Consider the following 18,075-nt stretch of genomic DNA (forward strand, 5'->3'; position numbering starts at 1 on the left):
TAGGCATCGGTGGCCAGCTGGGTGTTGAGGTCAATGACCGGCTTGATCGTGACCTTGGTGCCGGAGTCGCCGCACCATTCCTGCACCTGCTCGAGCAGGACGAGCCGCTGGCCCTCCTCCAGACGGCCGGTGCGGCTGAACACGGTGGTGTCGCCGGAGAAACCCCCGTCGGAGTGGGCGTCGAAGTGGGCGTGCAGGACGACCTCACGTGCCGCGGGCAGGCGTTGCGGGTCGGCTCCGGCTCCGGTGAGGTCGAGGGCGGTCTGCGTCCTCGCGAGGTCGCCGAGGGCCTTGGCCCGTCGAGCATCAAGGGGCAGTGCGGACCCGAGGGCCTTCTGCATCTCGGCGCCGCGCGCCACCGCACGGTCGAAGTCGAGGGCGTCAGCGATGTCGACATCGGCCTCGATGCGCATGGTGCCGGCGAAGTGCACGTCCTGGGTGTCGATCGTGACGTGACGTGGGTCGACGTGGAGGTAGCCGTCCTCCGGATCCTGGGTCGGATCCGCGACAGCGAGGTCGTAGCGCTTGATCGCCTCCGCGACCAACCGGTCGAGCTGCGCCGGCCCCACCCGACCGGCGACCGCGGCGACCTGCGCGTCCACGAACCCGGCCGCCTCCTTGGTCAGAGCAGGCGAGGAGTGGATGGTGGCCTCGGCCACCGCCCGCGCCTTCCACGCCGGAACCCGACCCGCGTGGACCTGCGCCCACAACCGGGGCAGGCGGTGACGCAGCTCGAGCGCGTGGCCGATCAACTTCTTCGCCGCGGTCGACGACATCCCGAGCACCCCGCCGAGCTCGGCCACGCAGAACTCCGCCACCAGCGGTGTCCCCTCGCCGGCGATGGGTTCCTCGTGCTCCAAGCCCGGCACGGTGAACGACGCGGCGTCGTGGATCGACTCCGGCGGATGGAGGTCGGCCCAGGCCGCGGCGAGGACGAGCTGGCGAGCGGCCTCAGCGTGCTCGATCTCGCGGGAGGCCCTGATCGCGGCGAGCAGGTGGGTAGCCGCGAGGTCCTCGACCCCGCCTGCCTCCGCCGCTGCCAGCGCTTCGCTCATGTGTTCGATTGTACGGAAGATCACCGACACCGGCCACGGCGCGGACTCAAACGGCTGTTGCAACGAGCCTCTGGTTGAGGGCCTGGCCGGGAGTCTGCCATTCCAGGGTCTTGCGGGGGCGCGTGTTGAGCTTCAAGGCGACCGAGTCGCAGTCGGTGTCGGTGAGGTGACGCAGGTCCGCGCCCTTGGGCCAGTACTGACGCAGCAGGCCGTTGGTGTTCTCGTTCGTCCCGCGCTGCCAAGGCGACTGAGGGTCGCAGAAGAAGATCGGCATCCCGGTCTCGGTCCTGAACCTGGCGTGCTGGGCCATCTCTGATCCGCGGTCCCAGGTGATCGACTTGCGCAGCTCCAGCGGCAGGGTCGCGATCATCTCGCTCAGCTTCATCCGAGCGATCTCCGCGGTGTGCCGACCCGGTAGCGGTGCGAGGAGCACAAACCGTGAGGACCGTTCCACCAGCGTGATCACCGCACCCTTGCCCGTGCCGCCGAGCAGCAGATCGCCTTCCCAGTGCCCGGGCACCGCCCGGTCCTGGGCCTCGGCGGGGCGCTGTGAGATCCGGATGTCGTCAGTGATCCCGAGCGTGACCCGCTTCGCGCCACCTGTCTGGGGCTTGCGGCGCTGCCGCTGGCTGCGTAGGTGCGCGGTCAGCTCGCCCTTGGTCTGGACGAACAGCGACTGGTAGATCGTCTCGTGCGACACCCGCATCCTCAGATCGCGTGGGAACAACACCGGCAGTATCGCCGCGATCTGCTCCGGGGACCAGTCGTCCTTCAGCAGCTCCCACACCTTCTCCCGCAACGGCGCATGGTCCAGCCGCCGCGCCTTCGGCCGGCGGGCCTTCCTGGCGGCCTCACGCTGGGACCACTTCGCGGAGTACTTCACCCGATAACCACGCCCGCCGGCGCGTGCCGTGCGAGCACGCGGGGACCGCGTCCCGAACGACCCCGCACGCCGGAGCTCCCGCGAGATCGTCGACGGATGCTTGCCCACCAACGCCGCGATCGTCGCCTGCGGCAACCCCGCCATGTACGCCCGCTCAATCACCAACCGCTGATCCGCGGTCAACCTCACTCCCGGCACGCGCCGCAACCTCTCACTCACGATCGAGTTGCAACAACCGATTGAGTTCACCCGGTTGTGGACGGTTCCTGGCCAGCCCTTCTCAGGTGGTTCTGTGACTGGTTTTCGTCCGTCCTCGACCAGCGACGGCAGTCGCGCGGATATCCACGCGACGGGGGACCGGGTGGCTTGCGAGAATGCCGCCGTGGGTCACGTGGATGTCGCCGGGGTGCGGTACGAGCTGCCGGACGGGCGGGTGCTGCTCGACGATGTCAGCTTCCGGGTCGGGGACGGGCAGAAGGTCGCGCTGGTCGGCGCCAACGGCGCGGGCAAGACCACGCTGCTGCGGATCGTCACGGGTGACCTGAAGCCGCACGCCGGTGTGGTCACGCGCTCGGGCGGGCTCGGGGTGATGCGCCAGTTCGTCGGTCACGGGGGTGCCGACGAGACGGTCGCCGACCTGCTGCTGTCGGTCGCGCCCGCCGACGTACGTCGCTGGTCCGAGGAGGTCGCGGCGCAGGAGCTGCGGCTCATGGACGACGACAGCGAGCCGGTGCAGATGGCGTACGCCGAGGCGCTGGGCCACTACGGCGACGTCGGTGGCTACGACCTCGAAGTGGTGTGGGACAAGGTCACCACCGCGGCGATGGGGCTGCCCTACGACCGGGCCCGCTACCGCTCGCTCACCACCTTGTCGGGAGGCGAGCAGAAGCGGCTGGTCCTGGAGTACCTGCTGCAGGGTCCCGACCAGGTGCTGCTGCTCGACGAGCCCGACAACTACCTCGACGTGCCCGGCAAGATGTGGCTCGAGGAGCGCATCCGCGAGTCGTCCAAGACGATCCTGTTCATCAGCCACGACCGCGAGCTGCTCAACAACACCGCCACCCGCATCGTGACGGTCGAGCTCGGCAGCGCCGGCAACCTCGTCTGGACGCACCCCGGGGGCTTCGCGAGCTACCACGAGGCGCGCGCCGAGCGGTTCGAGCGCTTCGAGGAGCTGCGCCGCCGCTGGGACGAGGAGTACGCCAAGCTGCGCACCCAGATGCTGATGTACAAGCAGAAGGCGGCGTACAACTCCGACATGGCCAGCCGCTACCAGGCGGCGCAGACCCGGCTGAAGAAGTTCGAGGAGGCGGGGCCGCCGACCGAGCAGCCGCGCGAGCAGCAGGTGAAGATGCGGCTCAAGGGCGGCCGCACGGGCAAGCGGGCCGTGGTGTGCACCGACCTCGAGCTGACCAATCTCATGAGGCCGTTCGACCTCGAGGTCTGGTACGGCGAGCGGGTGGCCGTGCTGGGCTCCAACGGCTCCGGCAAGTCGCACTTCCTGCGCCTCCTCGCCGCCGGCGGCAGCGACCCCGACATCGAGCACCAGCCCGTCGGCGTACCGCCTGCACCGGTCGCGCACACCGGCAGCGCCAAGCTCGGGGCGCGGGTGCGGCCGGGGTGGTTCGTGCAGACCCACGAGCACCCCGAGCTCGTCGGGCGCACCCTGCTGGAGATCCTGCACCGCGGCGACGACCACCGTGACGGCATGGGGCGCGAGGCGGCCAGCCGCGTGCTCGACCGCTACGAGCTCGCGCACGCCGGCGAGCAGCGGTTCGAGTCGCTCAGCGGTGGCCAGCAGGCGCGGTTCCAGATCCTGCTGCTCGAGCTGTCCGGGGCGACGCTGCTGCTGCTCGACGAGCCCACCGACAACCTCGACGTGCAGTCCGCCGAGGCCCTCGAGGCCGGGCTCGAGGCCTTCGACGGCACCGTGCTGGCGGTGACGCACGACCGGTGGTTCGCCCGCGGCTTCGACCGCTTCCTGGTCTACGGCGCCGACGGCGAGGTCTACGAGTCCGACGGTCCGGTCTGGGACGAGGGCCGGGTGTCCCGCGCCCGATGAGCGTCACGATCACGCCGGTCGACCCGGCCGACGACGCCGCCTTCGGCGCCTGGCACCACGTCTACGAGACCTCGGCCCGCCACGAGCTGGGCGAGGTGGCGACGCCGTGGCAGCTGGAGGAGCTCCGGGCGATGGTGCAGGCAGGGGGCAGCCACAGCTGGTCGGGCGCCTGGTCCGCCGTGGTGGACGGCGACACGGTCGGTGCGGGCTGGCTGCGCACGCCCCTGCTGGACAACATCGAGCTGGCCGAGCTCGACGTCCACGTGCTGCCCGCCCTCCGCCGCCGGGGCATCGGGACCGCCGTCCTGGCGCGGCTCGACGAGGAGGCCCGCTCGCGCGGGCGCCGCGTGCTGACCGGGCTCTCGTCGTGGCCCTACGACGCCGGCTCGGACGGTGCCGGCGCACCGGGTCCGGAGTTCGCCCGGGCACGGGGCTTCGACCTCGCCCTGTCGGAGGTGCAGCGCGAGCTCACGCTGCCGGTCGCCGACGACCTGCTGTCCGGGCTGGCCGACAACGCGGCCCGCGCCCACGCGGCGTACACCCTGCGCTCGTGGAGCGGGCCGGTGCCCGACGACCTGCTGCAGGGGTGGGCCGAGATCACCTCGACCCTCGCGACCGAGGCGCCGACCGGCGACCTCGAGCTCGAGCCGGAGGCGGTCAGCACCGAGGCGGTGCGCGAGCGTGAGGCCACGATCGCCCGGCAGGGGCGCAGGAAGTACAACACCGTCGCGCTGTCGGCGTCCGGCGAGGTGGTCGCCTACTCCGACCTCGCCACGACCGTGCACGAGCCCGGCCGCGCCTACCAGTGGGGCACGCTCGTGCGGCGCGAGCACCGCGGCCACCGGCTGGGCGTGGCCGTGAAGGTGGCCGCCCTGCGCCTGCTGCAGCGCGAGCGCCCCGACGTCACCCGCCTGACGACGTACAACGCCGAGGTCAACAGCCACATGATCGGCGTCAACGAGGCGCTGGGCTTCCGGCCGGTCGCACGGCTGGGGGACTTCCAGCGGACCTGACCCACGCTTTGGGGGGAGCACGGGTCTGTCCAACGTGGATGAGGATGAGGGGATGCTCAGGCCCGCCTCCCACCTCCGCGACGCGGACCCCTCGGCGCCGCACCACCTGCTGCTGGGGCCCGACACGCACGGCGTCACGCGGTACGCCGGCGAGGTGGCCGACGCTGCCCGGGCGCCCGTCGTCCGCGACGTCGCCGAGCTCGTGCCCGGCGCGGCGGTGCACCTGCACCTCACCGACCGGCTGCTGGGCCGCGACCCGCGCGACGCGGCGGCAGCCGTGGAGCAGCTGGCCCGCCGCGTGCGGCTGACCGTGACCCTGCACGACGTCCCGCAGCCGACCGACGGGCCTGTGTTCGCCGCGCGCGCCGAGGCGTACGGCCGGATCGTGCGCGCGAGCCACGCGTGGGCGACCAACTCGTGGCACGAGCACGCGCTCGTCGACCGGTGGATCGCCGCCGGCGCCCGCGGCACGGTCATCCCGCTGCCCGTGCACGCCACGCCGGGTCCGGCCGGTCCGTCCCGCGCGGTGGCCGGGCTCGTCCCGGCGGAGCCCGTGGTCGGCGTCTTCGGCTTCGTCTACCCAGGCAAGGGCCACCGCCAGGTGGTCCGTGCGGTCGCCGCGCTGCGCCGCGCGGGCACGATGGCGTCCGTGCGCGTGCTCGGCGACGCCGCGCCGGGTCATGCCGACGAGGTCGAGGCCCTGGTGCGCACCAGCCGCGAGCGCGGCGTCCCGGTGGAGGTCACCGGCCGGGTCGTCGAGGACGACCTGGTCCGCGCCCTGCGCGACGTGTCGGTCGGCGTGACGGCGCACCGCAACGTGTCCGCCTCGGGCAGCCTGAACTCCTGGATCGCCGCCGGTCGACGTCCGCTCGTGCGCGACGGGTCGTACGCCCGCGAGATGGCCGCGCTCCGCCCCGGGACCCTCAACCTCTTCGACGACGCCACCCTCGTGCCGTGCCTCGACGCCGCGCTGCGCCGACCGACCTCGACGTGGACGTCGCCGAGCGCCGACCTCGGCCCGCGCCTCGAGGAGACGGCGGCGGCCTACCGCGCGTGGTGGGCGTCGGTCGGATGACCGCCCCGCCCTGGGGCACGTCGGTGCCGGGGAACCGCTGGGACCTCGCCCCCGACGGCACGCACCGGCGACGGGTGTCGGTGGTGATCACCCACTTCGAGCAGCAGGACGAGCTCGACCGCACGCTCGCCGCGCTCCGCCGCCAGACCCGCCCGCCGGACGAGGTCGTCGTCGCCGACGACGGGTCGGCGACGGCGCCCGAGGTGCCTGCCGGAGTACGCCTCGTGCGGCAGCACGACGACGGCTTCCGGGCGGCGGCCGCGCGCAACCTCGGCGTCGGAGCGAGCACCGGCGAGCTGCTGGTGCTGCTCGACGCCGACACGACGCCCGAGCCGCACTTCGTGGAGCGCATGGTCGCCCTCCCCGAGGCCCTTCCCGAGGCGCTGGTCGTGGGACGCCGGCGGCACGCCGACCTCGCCGGCACCGCTCCCGACGGATCGATCGAGGAGGTCGCACCCCCGCGGGAGCTGCCGGAGCCGGCCTGGCTCCGCGAGGCGTACGACGACAGCCGGGACCTGCTCGGCGCCGACCACACCAGCCACCGGTTCGTCATCAGCGCCGTGCTGGCGTGCAGCCGGTGGTGGTACGACGAGGTGGGTGGCTTCGACGAGACGTTCAGCTCCTACGGCGGGGAGGACTGGGACTTCGCCCACCGCTCCTGGACCGCGGGCGGGCTGGTGGCTCACCGTCGCGACGCCGTCGCCTGGCACGACGGTCCCGACGCCGGCGCACGCGACCTCGACCCGGACGCGCTCCTGGCCGAGACAGTGGCCGTCGCCGACCGCACCTCCGCGCCCGGCACCACCTGGCGCGGTCTCGGGCGTGGCCCGGCCGACCTCGTCGTCACCCTCGCCCCGACGCTCGGTGACGCCGAGCTGCTCGTGACCGTCGACTCGCTGTTGGCCGCGTTGCCGCGCGCCGTCGTACGCCTCCCCGAGGGGCACCGCGAGCTGGTGGGCGCCGACCCCCGTGTCGTCCCGGCCGAGCAGGACGTGCCCGCCTCGGCGCGGCTGCACCTCCAGGTGCGGCAGGGCCTCAGCGGGGATCCAGCGGCGTGGACCTCGCTCGTCGACGGCCTCGACGGGTGCACCGGTTCCCGCGAGCTGGTCGGCGGCCGCGCCGAGCTGCAGGACCTGCGCCTGCAGCGCCGGGCCGCGCGGTGGGGGCGGCCCGACCTGGCGCCCGCGGGCGCGCCCCTCGACACCTCGCTGCGCCCGTGGACCGAGGACGTCACCCTCGCGGCGTGGCTCGGCGGCTGGGCGGGGCGCTAGGACCGACGGGCGCGGCGGGTCGCGAGCCGCGCCAGGGCCCAGGCCAGCAGGCCGGCGGCCACGGCGAGGACGCCGCGGGCCGGCCACGGCCAGGGCCCGCGGTCCACGGTGTCGGGATCGACGACGGTGAGGGTCTCCGCGACCGACGACGCCAGCTGGAAGCGGCCCACGCCGTAGGACGTGAGGTCGGACATCCGCATGAGGGTGCGCGGCTCGGCACCGTCCAGCGGGACGCCCGAGAGCGTCTGCTGGTCGTCCCCGCAGCACGTGTCGGTGCCGTCGACGGCCAGCACCGTGAGCACCTCGTCCGGGCCGGACCAGCCCAGCACGCGCCCCGGGCCGGTGAGGTCGAGCAGGAGAGGGTCGGGCACCTCGCCGCGGCCCCCGGTCGCGTCGACGAAGGCCAGCCCCGTCGGGATGCCGGGTGCCTCCACACCCGGCGACGCCGGGGCCGGCTTCGTCGTCGTGACCGCGAGCAGCCGGCCGTCGGGTGACCAGGCCGCCGGCCCGGCCAGCACGCCGCCGACCTGGAGGCTCCGCTCGGCACCGTCCTGCAGGTCCACGACGCTGACCACCCCGGACTGGTCGACCGCGACCTCCGACCCGTCGGGGGAGAAGGCCGCCCCGGTGGACGACCGGTCGAGCTCGAGCACCTCGGCGGTGTCGTCGGTGAGGTCCAGCACCGCGACGTCGCCGGTGATCCGGCCGCCGGAGTAGGGGTTGGTGGCCTCGTCGGAGACCAGGCTCGCGAGCGTCCGACCGTCCGCGGACCAGGCCACCGGTACGACGCTGCGACCGGTGGGGAGCGGGTGGCGGGTGGTCTCGCCGGTGGCCAGGTCGACCACGACCACGTCGGGGCGGTCCATGTCGTGGTCGCCGACCGCCACCCGGGTGCCGTCGGGCGACAGCAGCATCGGCGCCGGGTCGCCCTGGGTCTCGCCGCCCGCCCGCTCCTCGGCCACGTCGACGCGGCGGTAGCTGTCGCCACCGGCCCCGAGCACGACCGCCTGCGGGAAGTCGAGGAACTCGACGCCGTAGCCGTGCTGCCACAGCGCGACGACGGGCCCCGGTGGCGACGCCGACACCGACCCGGTCAGGTGCGAGTAGCCCGCCATCTCCTGCGGCACCGCGGGCGTCGCGGCGGGCGCCGGGCTGTCGCCCGGTCCGGTGAGCACGACGACGAGCGCGGCGACGGCCAGGCCGACGACGGGAGGCACTGCGGCTGCCGGGCGCACGGCGGGAGTCTAGGGGCGTACCAAGGCCTTGCTGCGTCAGCCGAAGGCGCTGATGCCCGTCTCGGCGCGGCCGATGATGAGCTTCTGGATCTGCGAGGTGCCCTCGTAGAGCGTCATCACGCGTGCGTCGCGCAGGTACTTCGCGACCGGGAAGTCGTCGACGTAGCCCGCCCCGCCGTGCACCTGGATCGCGTTGTTCGCGGCGCGCACGGCGGCCTCCGAGGCGAACAGCTTGGCCTTCGACGCCGCGACCCCGAAGGGCTCGCCGCGGTCGATGAGGTCGGCGCACCGCCACGCCAGCAGCCGGGCGGCGTCGGCGTCGAGCGAGATGTCGGCGATGAGGTCCTGCACGAGCTGGAAGGACGCGATCGGCTTGCCGAACTGCGTGCGCTCGCCGGCGTACGCCACCGACGCCTCGAGACAGCCCTGCACGATCCCGACGCAGCCCGAGGCGACGGCGAGCCGGCCCTTGTCGAGCGTGCCCATCGCGATCCGGAACCCGCGGCCGACCTCGCCGAGCCGAGCCGAGTCCGGGACGCGTACGCCGTTCAGGAACAGCTCGGCGGTCGCCTGGCCGCGCAGGCCGAGCTTGTTGCGCACCTCGCGCGCCTCGAAGCCGGGGGAGTCGGTCGGGACGAGGAACGCCGTCACGCCCCGCGGGCCGTCGTCGCTGGTGCGCGCGAAGACGAGCGCCACGTCGGCCCACGTCCCGTTGGTGATGAAGAGCTTCTGGCCGTCGAGCACCCAGTCCGACCCGTCGCGGACGGCGCGGGAGGTGAGGTTGCCCGCGTCGGAGCCGGTCCCGGGCTCGGTGAGGCCGAAGCAGCCGAGCGCCGTCGCCGACGCGAGCCGGGGCAGCCACTCCTGCTTCTGCTCCTCGGTCCCGTGGTCGAGGATCGACTTGCCGACCAGCCCGCTGCTGACCGACACGATGCCGCGAAGCGCGGAGTCGGCGCGGCCGAGCTCCTCCATGGCCAGCGAGTAGGTGACGTAGTCGCCGCCCACCCCGCCGTACTCCTCGGGGATGGTGAGGCCGAAGAACCCCAGCTCGGCCATCTTCGGCACGATCGCGAGGTCGACCGACTCGTCGTGGTCCCACCGCATCCGGTGCGGGACCGCCTCCCGCTCGAGGAAGTCACGGGCCAGGTCGCGGAAGGCCTGCTGCTCCTCGGTCAGGGAGAGGTCCATCAGATGGCGTCCACGAGCTCGTGGTCGGCGACCCGCGCGGACAGGCGGGTGAGGTGGTGGCCGGCGTTGCCCAGCCACTGCTCGAGCACGGTGAGGTGCGCGGTGCCGACGCCGACGGCGTACTCCGCGGTCATGCCGATGCCGCCGTGGAGCTGGATCGCCTCCTGCCCGATGTGGCGCGCCGCCCGGCTCACCTGGAGCCCGACGCGGTCGGCGGCGTCGGCCACCGCCTCGCGGTCTCCGCCGGCGATCGTCATGGTGGCCCAGTCGATGGTGCTGTGGGCGAGCTCGAGCGAGACGTACATGTCGGCGGCGCGGAAGGTGAGCGCCTGGAAGGTGTTGAGCGTGACGCCGAACTGCTTGCGGCTCTTGAGGTACTCCGTGGTGGCGCGCACCTGGCTCTGCATCACGCCGAGCGCCTGGTTGGCGCCCATGATCCGGGTCAGGTCGCTGATCGTGGCGATGCTGGCCGACAGGTCGCGGCCGGGCTCGCCCAGCGGCGTCGCGGCACTGCCCTCGAAGCGCACCGTGGCCGCCCGGGTCAGGTCGGCCGCGGCGTAGCCGGTGACCGACGCGTCGGCGGCGTCCACGAGGAAGACGCCGGTGCCGCCGTCGGGCAGCGCCGCGGTCACGACGAGGTGGTCGGCGGACGCGGCCCCCATCACGGGGTCGGCGACGCCGTCGAGGGTCCAGGCCGCTTGTCCTGAGCCTGTCGAAGGGCCCGAGTCGGACGCACGTACGCCGTCGGCGCCCGCGGACCAGCGGCCGCCGGGCGAGGTGTCGGCCACGGCGAGGAGGACCTCGCCGGCGCTGAGGCGGCCCAGCAGGTCGGCCTTCTGCTCGGTCGTGCCGACCGCGGCGACCAGGCCGCCGGCGTGGACCACCCCGGACAGGTAGGGCTCGGGGGCGAGCACGCGCCCGAGCTCCTGGCACACGATCCCGATCTCGACGGGGCCGGCGCCGACCCCGCCGTCGGCCTCGCTGAAGGGCAACCCGAGGACGCCCATCTCGGCCAGGCGGCCCCAGAGCGCACGGTCGAACCCCGGGTCGTCGGCCACCGTGCGGCGCCGCGCCTCGTGGTCGGCGTACGTCGTCGCGAGCAGGCCGCGGACGGCCTCGCGCAGGGCCTGCTGCTCGTCGTCGTAGGTGAAGTCCATGCCAAGTCCTCTCCGGGCCCCTCAGAGTCCCAGGATCGTGCGGCTGATGATCTGGCGCTGGATCTCGTTGGAGCCGCCGTAGATCGAGGCCTTGCGCAGGTTGAGGTAGGTCGGCGCGGCCCGCCTCGCCCAGCCCTCCTGGGGCGAGTCGTCGCCCGCGCGAGCCGCGAGCGAGGCCGGGCCGGCGAGGTCGAGGGCGAGCTCGCTGACGGCCTGCTGGAGCTCGGTGCCCCGGAGCTTGAGGACCGACGAGGCCGGGTGCGGCGCGCCGTCGGACGAGTGGGCGACCACCCGCAGCGCGGTGAGCTCGAGCGCGAGCAGGTCGTTCTCCAGCTCGGCGACGCGGGCGCGGACCAGCGGGTCGTCCATCAGGGGGCCGGCGTTGACCTTCAGGGCGGCGAGCGCCCGCTTGGTCGCACCGACCGGCGCCACGCCGACGCGCTCGTTGCCGAGCAGGAACTTGGCGATCGTCCAGCCGCCGCCCCGCTCCCCGACCAGCAGGTCGCCCGGCACCCGCACGTCGGAGAACCACACCTCGTTGACCTCGTGGCCGCCGTCGATGAGCTCGATCGGTCGCACCTCGACGCCGGGCGTGGTCATGTCGATGAGGAGCATCGAGATGCCGGCCTGCTTCTTCACCTCTGGGTCGGTGCGGACGAGCGTGAAGATCCAGTCGCCGTGCTGGCCCAGCGTGGTCCACGTCTTCTGCCCGTTGACGACCCAGTCGTCGCCGTCGCGCACCGCGGTCGTGCGCAGGCTCGCGAGGTCGGAGCCGGCGTCGGGCTCGGAGAAGCCCTGCGACCACCAGATGTCGAGGTTGGCGGTGGCGGGGAGGAAGCGCTCCTTCTGCTCCTGCGTGCCGAAGTGGGCGATCACGGGCCCGATCATGGACGCGTTGAACGCCAGCGGGATCGGCACGCCGGCGCGCTGCATCTCCTCGTGCCAGAGGTGCCGCTGGAGCTCGGTCCAGTCCTGGCCGCCCCACTCCACTGGCCAGTGCGGCACGGCGAGGCCCTCGGCGTTGAGGGTCTGCTGGGCCTCGACGATCTGGTCCCGGGTGAGGTGGCGCCCCTCGAGGACGGTGTCGCGGATCTCCTGCGGGACCTTGGTGGTGAAGAACTCCCGCATCCTCGACCGGAACTCCGCGTCGGCGGGGCTGAGCTCGAGCTGCATGTGACTCCTCGGGTGGGGCGGCTGGCCCCATCATGTCGGTCGCCCGGTAACGGGTCCACGCACGCACTCCCGCCCCCAGCTGGTGGGGGCGGGAGTGCGGTGTCGGACCCGTCGGCGGGGTGACTCAGCCCTGGGCTGCGTCGGAGTCGAGCACGAGGTCGGCGCTCTGCTCCTCGCCGCCGCTCGTCCAGGTGACGGTCACCGAGTCGCCGGGGCGGTAGGAGCGGATGGTCGCCACGAGGGAGTCGGCGCCGGTGATCCGCTGGTCGTCGACCCGGGTGATCACGCTGCCGGCCTCCAGTCCTGCCTTCTCCGCCGTCGAGCCCGCCGTGACCTCGCGCACCACCGCACCCGCGGCGTCGCCGGTCTGCGGGTCGCCGACCGACACGCCGAGTCGCGCGTGGGTGGGGGTCTCGCCGGCGGCCATCTGGTCGACGATCGGCATCACCTCGTCGATCGGGATCGCGAACCCGAGACCGATCGAACCGCCCTGCGCCCCTCCGTAGGGGGACTGCGACGCGGCCGTCCGGATCGAGGAGTTGATGCCGACCACGGCTCCGGTCATGTCGACGAGCGGACCACCGGAGTTGCCCGGGTTGATCGCGGCGTCGGTCTGGATCGCGGGGTACGTCGTGGAGTTGCCCTGGTCGTCGGAGCCGACGTTGACCGGCCGGTCGAGCGCGCTGACGATGCCGCTGGTGACGGTCGCGTCGAGGCCGAAGGGCGAGCCGATCGCGACCACGCCCTCCCCGACGCCGAGGTTGGCCGACTTGCCGATCGTGGCCGGGGTGAGGTCGGTGACCCCCTCGGCCTGGATGACCGCCGTGTCGGTGAGCGGGTCGGTGCCGAGGACCTCCGCCTCCGCGCTCGTCCCGTCGTCGAACGACACGGTGACGCCGCCCGCCTCGGCGCCCTCCACCACGTGGTTGTTGGTGAGGATCGTGCCGTCCGCGGTCAGGATGATGCCCGAACCCGAACCGGCGCCCTCGGCGGTGGTGACGTCGATCTTCACGACGCTGGGCAGCACCTTCTGGGCCACCGACTCGACCGACCCGTCGGCCGGCGGCGCCTCCGACTGCGAGGAGACCTGCGACGTCGACACGGGGCTCGCCGCGGACGAGCCGTCCGACCCGTCCTGGGTGGCGTCCCACCAGGCGGCGCCACCGATGCCGGCCCCTCCGCCGACCAGCAGGGAGGTGGCGACGACGGCGGCGACCAGGCCCGCACGCCCCCGGCTGCGATCGCGCGGCGGCGCCTGGGTGGGGTGCTGGACCGGGAGACCCGCCTGGGCGCCGTACGTCGGCGGGATCGGCTGCGTGTGGTGCGCGTCCGTGCCGGACCACCCGGAGGAGGCGCGCTGGTAGGGGTTGTCGTCGGCCGGTCGCGGGTGCTGCGGCTGCTGCGGGCCGCCGTACTGGGGGGTCTGTCCGTCGCTCATGTCATCGACGATGCGTCGGGACCCTGTGGATGCCCTGAGAACGGGCTGGGAAGGTGCAGAGACCTCGCCGCGGATCACGGGGAGACCTCAGCGGGGCAGGTCGGGTAGTGCCAGCCACTCGGCCCAGGGGAGGTCGCGCCCGACGTAGCGGGGCTGCTCCAGCGGCCACTCCGTGGCGATCCACCGTGGCACGAGCTCGTCGAGGGCCGCCTCGAGCTCGGTCCCCACGCACTCGTCCACGACCCACCACGAGATCTCCGCGTCGGCGCCGGGCTTCTCGGGCGGGTCGATGTAGACGCACCCCAGCAGCGCCGTCTCGTCGGTGTCGAACAAGGCGTAGTTGAACGACTCGTGGGTCTCCATCTCGGCAGCGTGGCGGGCGAGGTCGGCGCGGTCGGCCTCGTGCGTCATGTCGGCGGGCGGCCAGCCCCACGCCTCGCCGTAGATGCTCCAGAGCCGCTCGCGCGAGCCCATCACGGCGACCATGTCGAGGTCGGTGTCCTCGGCCCGGATCGGCCGCAGGTGGTGGCCGAACGGGACCTCGACCCGGGTCGGGTGGCGGAAGTCGGCGGGCAGCCAGGTCGTGCCGGCGGGGCCGGTGCTGGGCGTGGACGACATGGGGACGGTCCTCTCTGGGGATCAGCGTGCCGGCTCGGCGGCGAGCCGGCGGAGTGCCGCGAGACCGCGGCTGGTGTTGGACTTGACGGTGCCGGTCGAGCAGCCGAGCACGGCGGCGGTCTCGGCCACGCTGAGCTGCTCGTAGTAGCGCAGTGCGACGGCGGCGCGCTGCTGGGGCGGGAGCGCGAGGACGAGGTCCCAGAGGTGCCCGGCGGTCTCCGGGGTCGCCTCCGGCCAGGCGACCGGCCAGGCGACCGGGTGGGCGGTCCGGCCGGTCTCGGGCACGGCGGCCGAGGCGACCTCGTCGCGCCGCCACGGCTGCCGCTGCCAGCTGACGTACTGGCGGGTGATGGTGCGCCGCACGTAGGCGTCCGCCGCGGCGCCCTCGCGGATGCCGTCCCAGCGGGGGAGGACCCGGACCAGGGAGTCCTGGAGCAGGTCCTCCGCGCTGTGCGGGTCGCCCGCGACGGCGTGCGCCCACCGGAGGAGCGCGGGCCGCCGTGCGGCGACGTACGACGCGAAGTCGGGCGCCGCCCGCACCTCTTCCTCCACGATGGAGGTCATCTCAGGCCCGGCGCGCCTGAGACGAGCGCAGGAGCGCGATCGAGACGACGACCAGCCAGATCGGGCCGGTCATGCCCGCCATGTACTGCACGGGGCTGACCAGGAACAGCGTGGTCAGGCCGCCGAGCACCAGACTGGTCCAGCCGACCCAGCGGGCGAACGTGCCCTGCTTCAGCGCGGCGCTCGCCATGGCGAGGGCGGTGAGACCGATGCCGCCCCAGAGCCACGGGATGGTGCCGACCCAGTGGCCGAAGAACGCGACCGACTCGGGGACGAAGGCATCGTCCGGGGCGGCGAACGCGAAGGCGAACTCGGTGGTCAGGCCGGCGCCCATCAGCTGGGCGACGCAGACCATCACGAGCCCGATCGCAGCGACGCCCGGCACGATGCTGTCGGGGTGCGTGCGCTTCTGCAGGTGCCGGTGCAGGCCGGCCGCGAACACGACCAGCAGGGCGCACGAGACCATCGTCGCGGTGTGGAACGTCAGGATCTGCGGGACCAGGTCCGAGGTGGCCTCGGCGATGGCCACGGGGTCCCCGTCGTTGGCGGGGTCGTAGACCGCGTCGACCAGGCTGCTGGCCACGACGGATGCGACCCCGGCGAGACCGGCGCCGAGGCCCGCCAGCACCCACCCGCGGCCGGGCGGCCGTGTCGGTGCGCCGGTGCTGGCGTCACGGTGCGGACCGGACGCGGTGGACGGATCGAGCGTGGTGCTCATCTGCAGCTCCTCAGGTGGTGGGGCACGGGTGCGTGCCGTGCCACCACCCTCAGCGCCTACGACGCCGTCGACCACGGACAGCTGCAGGTGTACGAGGGGTGTACGGGCCGCTGTCAGGCCCGCCGTCAGGCCGGGTCGGGGCTGCGCAGCATCGCCGCGGCCTGCACGGGGGAGAAGCCGCGCCCGGTGTCGAGGGCGTCGTCGTAGCGGTCGGCGCCGAGGTGCGACCGCGCGTCGTCGGCCGCTGCGGTGATGGCGTCGGGGTCGGGCCGGTAGTAGCCGTAGCCCTGCGCTCCCTGCGCCTCGCGGATCGCCTGTGCGGCACCGAGCAGCAGCGGCACCCGCGCGTGCTGGTCGGAGGCCGCGGCGAGCACCGCGCCCGCGTCGAGGAGGTAGGCGAGGTTGGCCTGGTCGCCGGTCTCCAGCGACAGCCGGGTGCTCTCCTCGAGGTGGCGGCGGGCGGCGGCGTGGTCGCCGCGCCCGAGCTCGACCTGGAAGAGGTTGTAGAGCGCGATGTAGGACGACAGCCGGTCCTCCCGGCTCGTCGCCGATTCCAGCCCGGCCTCGATGAGCCGCACGGCCTCGTCCGCGTCGCCCTCGAGGAGTGCCACCGTGCCCAGCCAGACGTGCGTCAGCCCCCAGGTCCACTGGACCTCGGGGCCGGCGACCTCGGCGTGGCGCCTGGCCGCCTCGAAGCGTTCGCGGGCCACGACGAGATCGCCGTCGACGAGAGACACCAGGCCCTCGCCCGCCACGGCGTTGGAGAGGATCGCCGGGTCGGCGCCGGCGCGCTCGTGGGAGCGTGCCCACCATCTGGCGGCCGCTCTGACGTCGTCCATGGCGAAGGCCATCGTGGCGGCAGCGAGTGCAGCGCGGGCGTGCACGTCGTCGGGCAGGTCCGCGGCGTGGTGGAGGGCGGTCTCCGCGAACTGCCGGCCGTGGTCGTGGTCGCCGCGCAGCCACCAGTAGAGCCACAGCTCCCATGCCATCCGGGCGGGGGTCTCGACGTCACCGGCCGCCAGGGAGCGCTCGGCGGCCGCGGTGAGGTTGGCGTGCTCGAGGTCGATGCGGTTGAGCGCCGCGACCTGGCCGCCGTCGCGGTAGCTCGAGTGGTTGGCCTCGGCGACCGTGAGGTAGTGAGCCGCATGGGCCCGCGCCGCCTCCTCCCACTCGTCCGCCTCGCGCAGCAGGTCGCGGGCGTACTGGGCCACCGGCTCCAGCATCCGCACGCGACCCGAGCTCCCGGCAAGGACCAGGGAGTGCTCGACCAGCTCCTCGAGGCTGGTCACGACCTCCTCACGGGCGATCCCGACCCGGGTGGCGATCGCCTCGAGGTCGACCAGGGTGGTGCCGCCGACGAAGACGCCCATGAGCCGCAGCAGCCGGCGGGCCGGCGCGTCGAGCAGGCCCTGGCTCCAGTCGAGCGTCGCGCGCATCGTGCGCTGGCGCGGCGGGAGGTCGCGTGGTCCGGCCTGCAGCGCCGTGTCGAGCCGTTCGAGCAGTGACCCGGGGTCGAGCAGCCGCGCCCGGGCGGCGGCGAGCTCGAGGGCGAGTGGCAGGCCGGAGAGACGCTCGCAGGTGGCTCCGACGGCCACGGCGTCGGCGGGGTCGGCGCCCCAGCCGGGGTTGACCCGCTGCGCGCGGTCGAGCAGGAGCAGGGCGGCGGGGGAGGGCGTCCCGTCCGGGTGGTCCTCCACCTCGAGCGGTTCCACCGCGTACTCCGTCTCGCCCCGCACCCGCAGGGGCGCCCGGCTGGTCGCCAGGACGGACAGGTCGGGCACGGCCTCCACGATCGCGGCGACGGCCGGCGCCGCGTCGAGGAGGTGCTCCACGTTGTCCAGCACGAGGAGCAGGTTCGAGCCGCGCAACCGGTCGACGATGTCGTCGCTGACGGACCGCGACGGGTCGCGGGTGGCGTCCACGGCGTCGGCGACCGCGGGGAGCAGCTGGCCGGGCTCGAGGAGAGGCGCGAGCTCGACCAGCCGTACGCCGTCGGCGTAGCGGTCGCGGACCGCTGCCGCGGCGGCCAGGGACAGGCGGGTCTTGCCGACGCCGCCGGGGCCGCTGAGCGTGACGAGACGGCTCGTGCGGAGCAGGTCGGCCACCCGCCCGACGTCGTCGTCGCGCCCGATCAGCGGCGAGGCCGGGACCGGCAGCTCCCGTCTGCCGACGGTGGCGCCGGCCGTGGTCGTGGCGGCAGCGCGCGTCCGGGAAGGGACGGCCGCGAGCAGCGCCGCTCGCTGCTCCTCGGAGAGGTCGAGGGCGGTGGCGAGCGCGCGCAGGGTGTGGGGGTAGGGACGCGTGCGGGTGCCCCGCTCGAGGGCGCTGATCGCGTGCGGGCTCAGGCCGGCGCGCTCGGCGAGCTCCTCCTGGGAGAGCCCGGCATCCTCGCGCAGCGCGCGCAGCACCGTGCCGAGGGTGGTGTCCCCACGTGTCCCCACGTCACCTCCGTGACCGCCCCGTCGTCCCCCGTCGCCCCGAGTAGGTCGAGAGTGTAGTGACCGGAGCGGGTCGGATGAAGCACCAGAAGGGTGGGCCGAGGGGGTCGATCCGGGTGGTTCCTGCAAGATCGGGGGTCCGCGCCGCGGGACGGACATGAAAGATCTTGCAGGCCTTGCAAGTTCT

At 73.7% G+C, this 18,075-nt stretch carries 15 protein-coding genes; 4 read left to right on the forward strand and 11 right to left on the reverse strand.

Features of this window, described 5'->3' with window-relative positions; genetic code table 11:
- Positions 1–1,055: DUF222 domain-containing protein (locus HOO61_RS08065; RefSeq protein WP_172258221.1), on the reverse strand; the 1,055-nt coding region annotated here is incomplete at its 3' end.
- A gap of 46 nt (positions 1,056–1,101) precedes the next feature.
- Positions 1,102–2,121 (reverse strand): IS30 family transposase, encoded by a 1,020-nt coding sequence (locus HOO61_RS08070; RefSeq protein ID WP_172258222.1) that lies wholly within the window; start codon positions 2,119–2,121, stop codon positions 1,102–1,104.
- 199 nt (positions 2,122–2,320) lie between these two features.
- Here HOO61_RS08070 and HOO61_RS08075 point away from each other — a divergent pair, with 199 nt between their 5' ends.
- The 4 genes from HOO61_RS08075 to HOO61_RS23700 are packed head-to-tail and all read left to right on the forward strand — an operon-like array spanning position 2,321 to position 7,359.
- Positions 2,321–4,000, forward strand: coding sequence for an ATP-binding cassette domain-containing protein (locus HOO61_RS08075; RefSeq protein ID WP_172258223.1), 1,680 nt, complete (start codon positions 2,321–2,323; stop codon positions 3,998–4,000).
- Positions 3,997–5,013: a GNAT family N-acetyltransferase gene (locus HOO61_RS08080; protein ID WP_172258224.1), complete on the forward strand. Its 1,017-nt coding sequence runs from the start codon at positions 3,997–3,999 to the stop codon at positions 5,011–5,013. The genes HOO61_RS08075 and HOO61_RS08080 overlap by 4 nt, the downstream gene beginning before the upstream one ends.
- Positions 5,014–5,065: 52 nt before the next feature.
- Positions 5,066–6,088: a hypothetical protein gene (locus tag HOO61_RS08085; RefSeq protein WP_172258225.1), complete on the forward strand. Its 1,023-nt coding sequence runs from the start codon at positions 5,066–5,068 to the stop codon at positions 6,086–6,088.
- Positions 6,085–7,359, forward strand: coding sequence for a glycosyltransferase (locus tag HOO61_RS23700; protein WP_216658749.1), 1,275 nt, complete (start codon positions 6,085–6,087; stop codon positions 7,357–7,359). Before HOO61_RS08085 ends, HOO61_RS23700 begins: the two co-directional genes overlap by 4 nt.
- On the opposite strand, the gene HOO61_RS08095 is transcribed toward HOO61_RS23700, so the two are convergent.
- The 9 genes from HOO61_RS08095 to HOO61_RS08135 form a co-directional block, all read right to left on the reverse strand.
- Entirely contained in the window at positions 7,356–8,594 is a 1,239-nt protein-coding gene (locus tag HOO61_RS08095) for a WD40 repeat domain-containing protein (protein WP_172258226.1), read from the reverse strand. The two genes, HOO61_RS23700 and HOO61_RS08095, sit on opposite strands and share 4 nt — an antisense overlap.
- 36 nt (positions 8,595–8,630) lie before the next feature.
- Complete coding sequence (locus HOO61_RS08100) at positions 8,631–9,782, reverse strand: acyl-CoA dehydrogenase family protein (RefSeq protein ID WP_172258227.1); 1,152 nt, start codon at positions 9,780–9,782, stop codon at positions 8,631–8,633.
- A complete protein-coding gene (locus HOO61_RS08105; RefSeq protein ID WP_172258228.1) occupies positions 9,782–10,939 on the reverse strand; it encodes an acyl-CoA dehydrogenase family protein in 1,158 nt (385 codons plus the stop codon). The genes HOO61_RS08100 and HOO61_RS08105 overlap by 1 nt, the downstream gene beginning before the upstream one ends.
- Before the next feature lie 21 nt (positions 10,940–10,960).
- Positions 10,961–12,112, reverse strand: coding sequence for an acyl-CoA dehydrogenase family protein (locus HOO61_RS08110; RefSeq protein ID WP_172258229.1), 1,152 nt, complete (start codon positions 12,110–12,112; stop codon positions 10,961–10,963).
- A 124-nt stretch (positions 12,113–12,236) separates the two neighbouring features.
- Positions 12,237–13,550, reverse strand: a complete 1,314-nt coding sequence (locus HOO61_RS08115; protein ID WP_172258230.1) for a S1C family serine protease — start codon at positions 13,548–13,550, stop codon at positions 12,237–12,239.
- A gap of 87 nt (positions 13,551–13,637) precedes the next feature.
- The gene (locus HOO61_RS08120) at positions 13,638–14,168 is read right to left on the reverse strand and encodes a GNAT family N-acetyltransferase (RefSeq protein ID WP_172258231.1); all 531 of its coding nucleotides are present in this window, start codon (positions 14,166–14,168) and stop codon (positions 13,638–13,640) included.
- Positions 14,169–14,189: 21 nt separating this feature from the next.
- Positions 14,190–14,732, reverse strand: a complete 543-nt coding sequence (locus HOO61_RS08125) for a SigE family RNA polymerase sigma factor (RefSeq protein WP_172258232.1) — start codon at positions 14,730–14,732, stop codon at positions 14,190–14,192.
- 1 nt (position 14,733) lies between these two features.
- A complete protein-coding gene (locus HOO61_RS08130) occupies positions 14,734–15,450 on the reverse strand; it encodes a hypothetical protein (RefSeq protein WP_172258233.1) in 717 nt (238 codons plus the stop codon).
- Between the two features lie 125 nt (positions 15,451–15,575).
- Positions 15,576–17,891, reverse strand: a complete 2,316-nt coding sequence (locus HOO61_RS08135; protein ID WP_172258234.1) for a helix-turn-helix domain-containing protein — start codon at positions 17,889–17,891, stop codon at positions 15,576–15,578.
- Positions 17,892–18,075: the final 184 nt, after the last annotated feature.

Source organism: Nocardioides sp. zg-1230, from assembly GCF_013155335.1.
Classification (GTDB): Bacteria; Actinomycetota; Actinomycetes; order Propionibacteriales; family Nocardioidaceae; genus Nocardioides.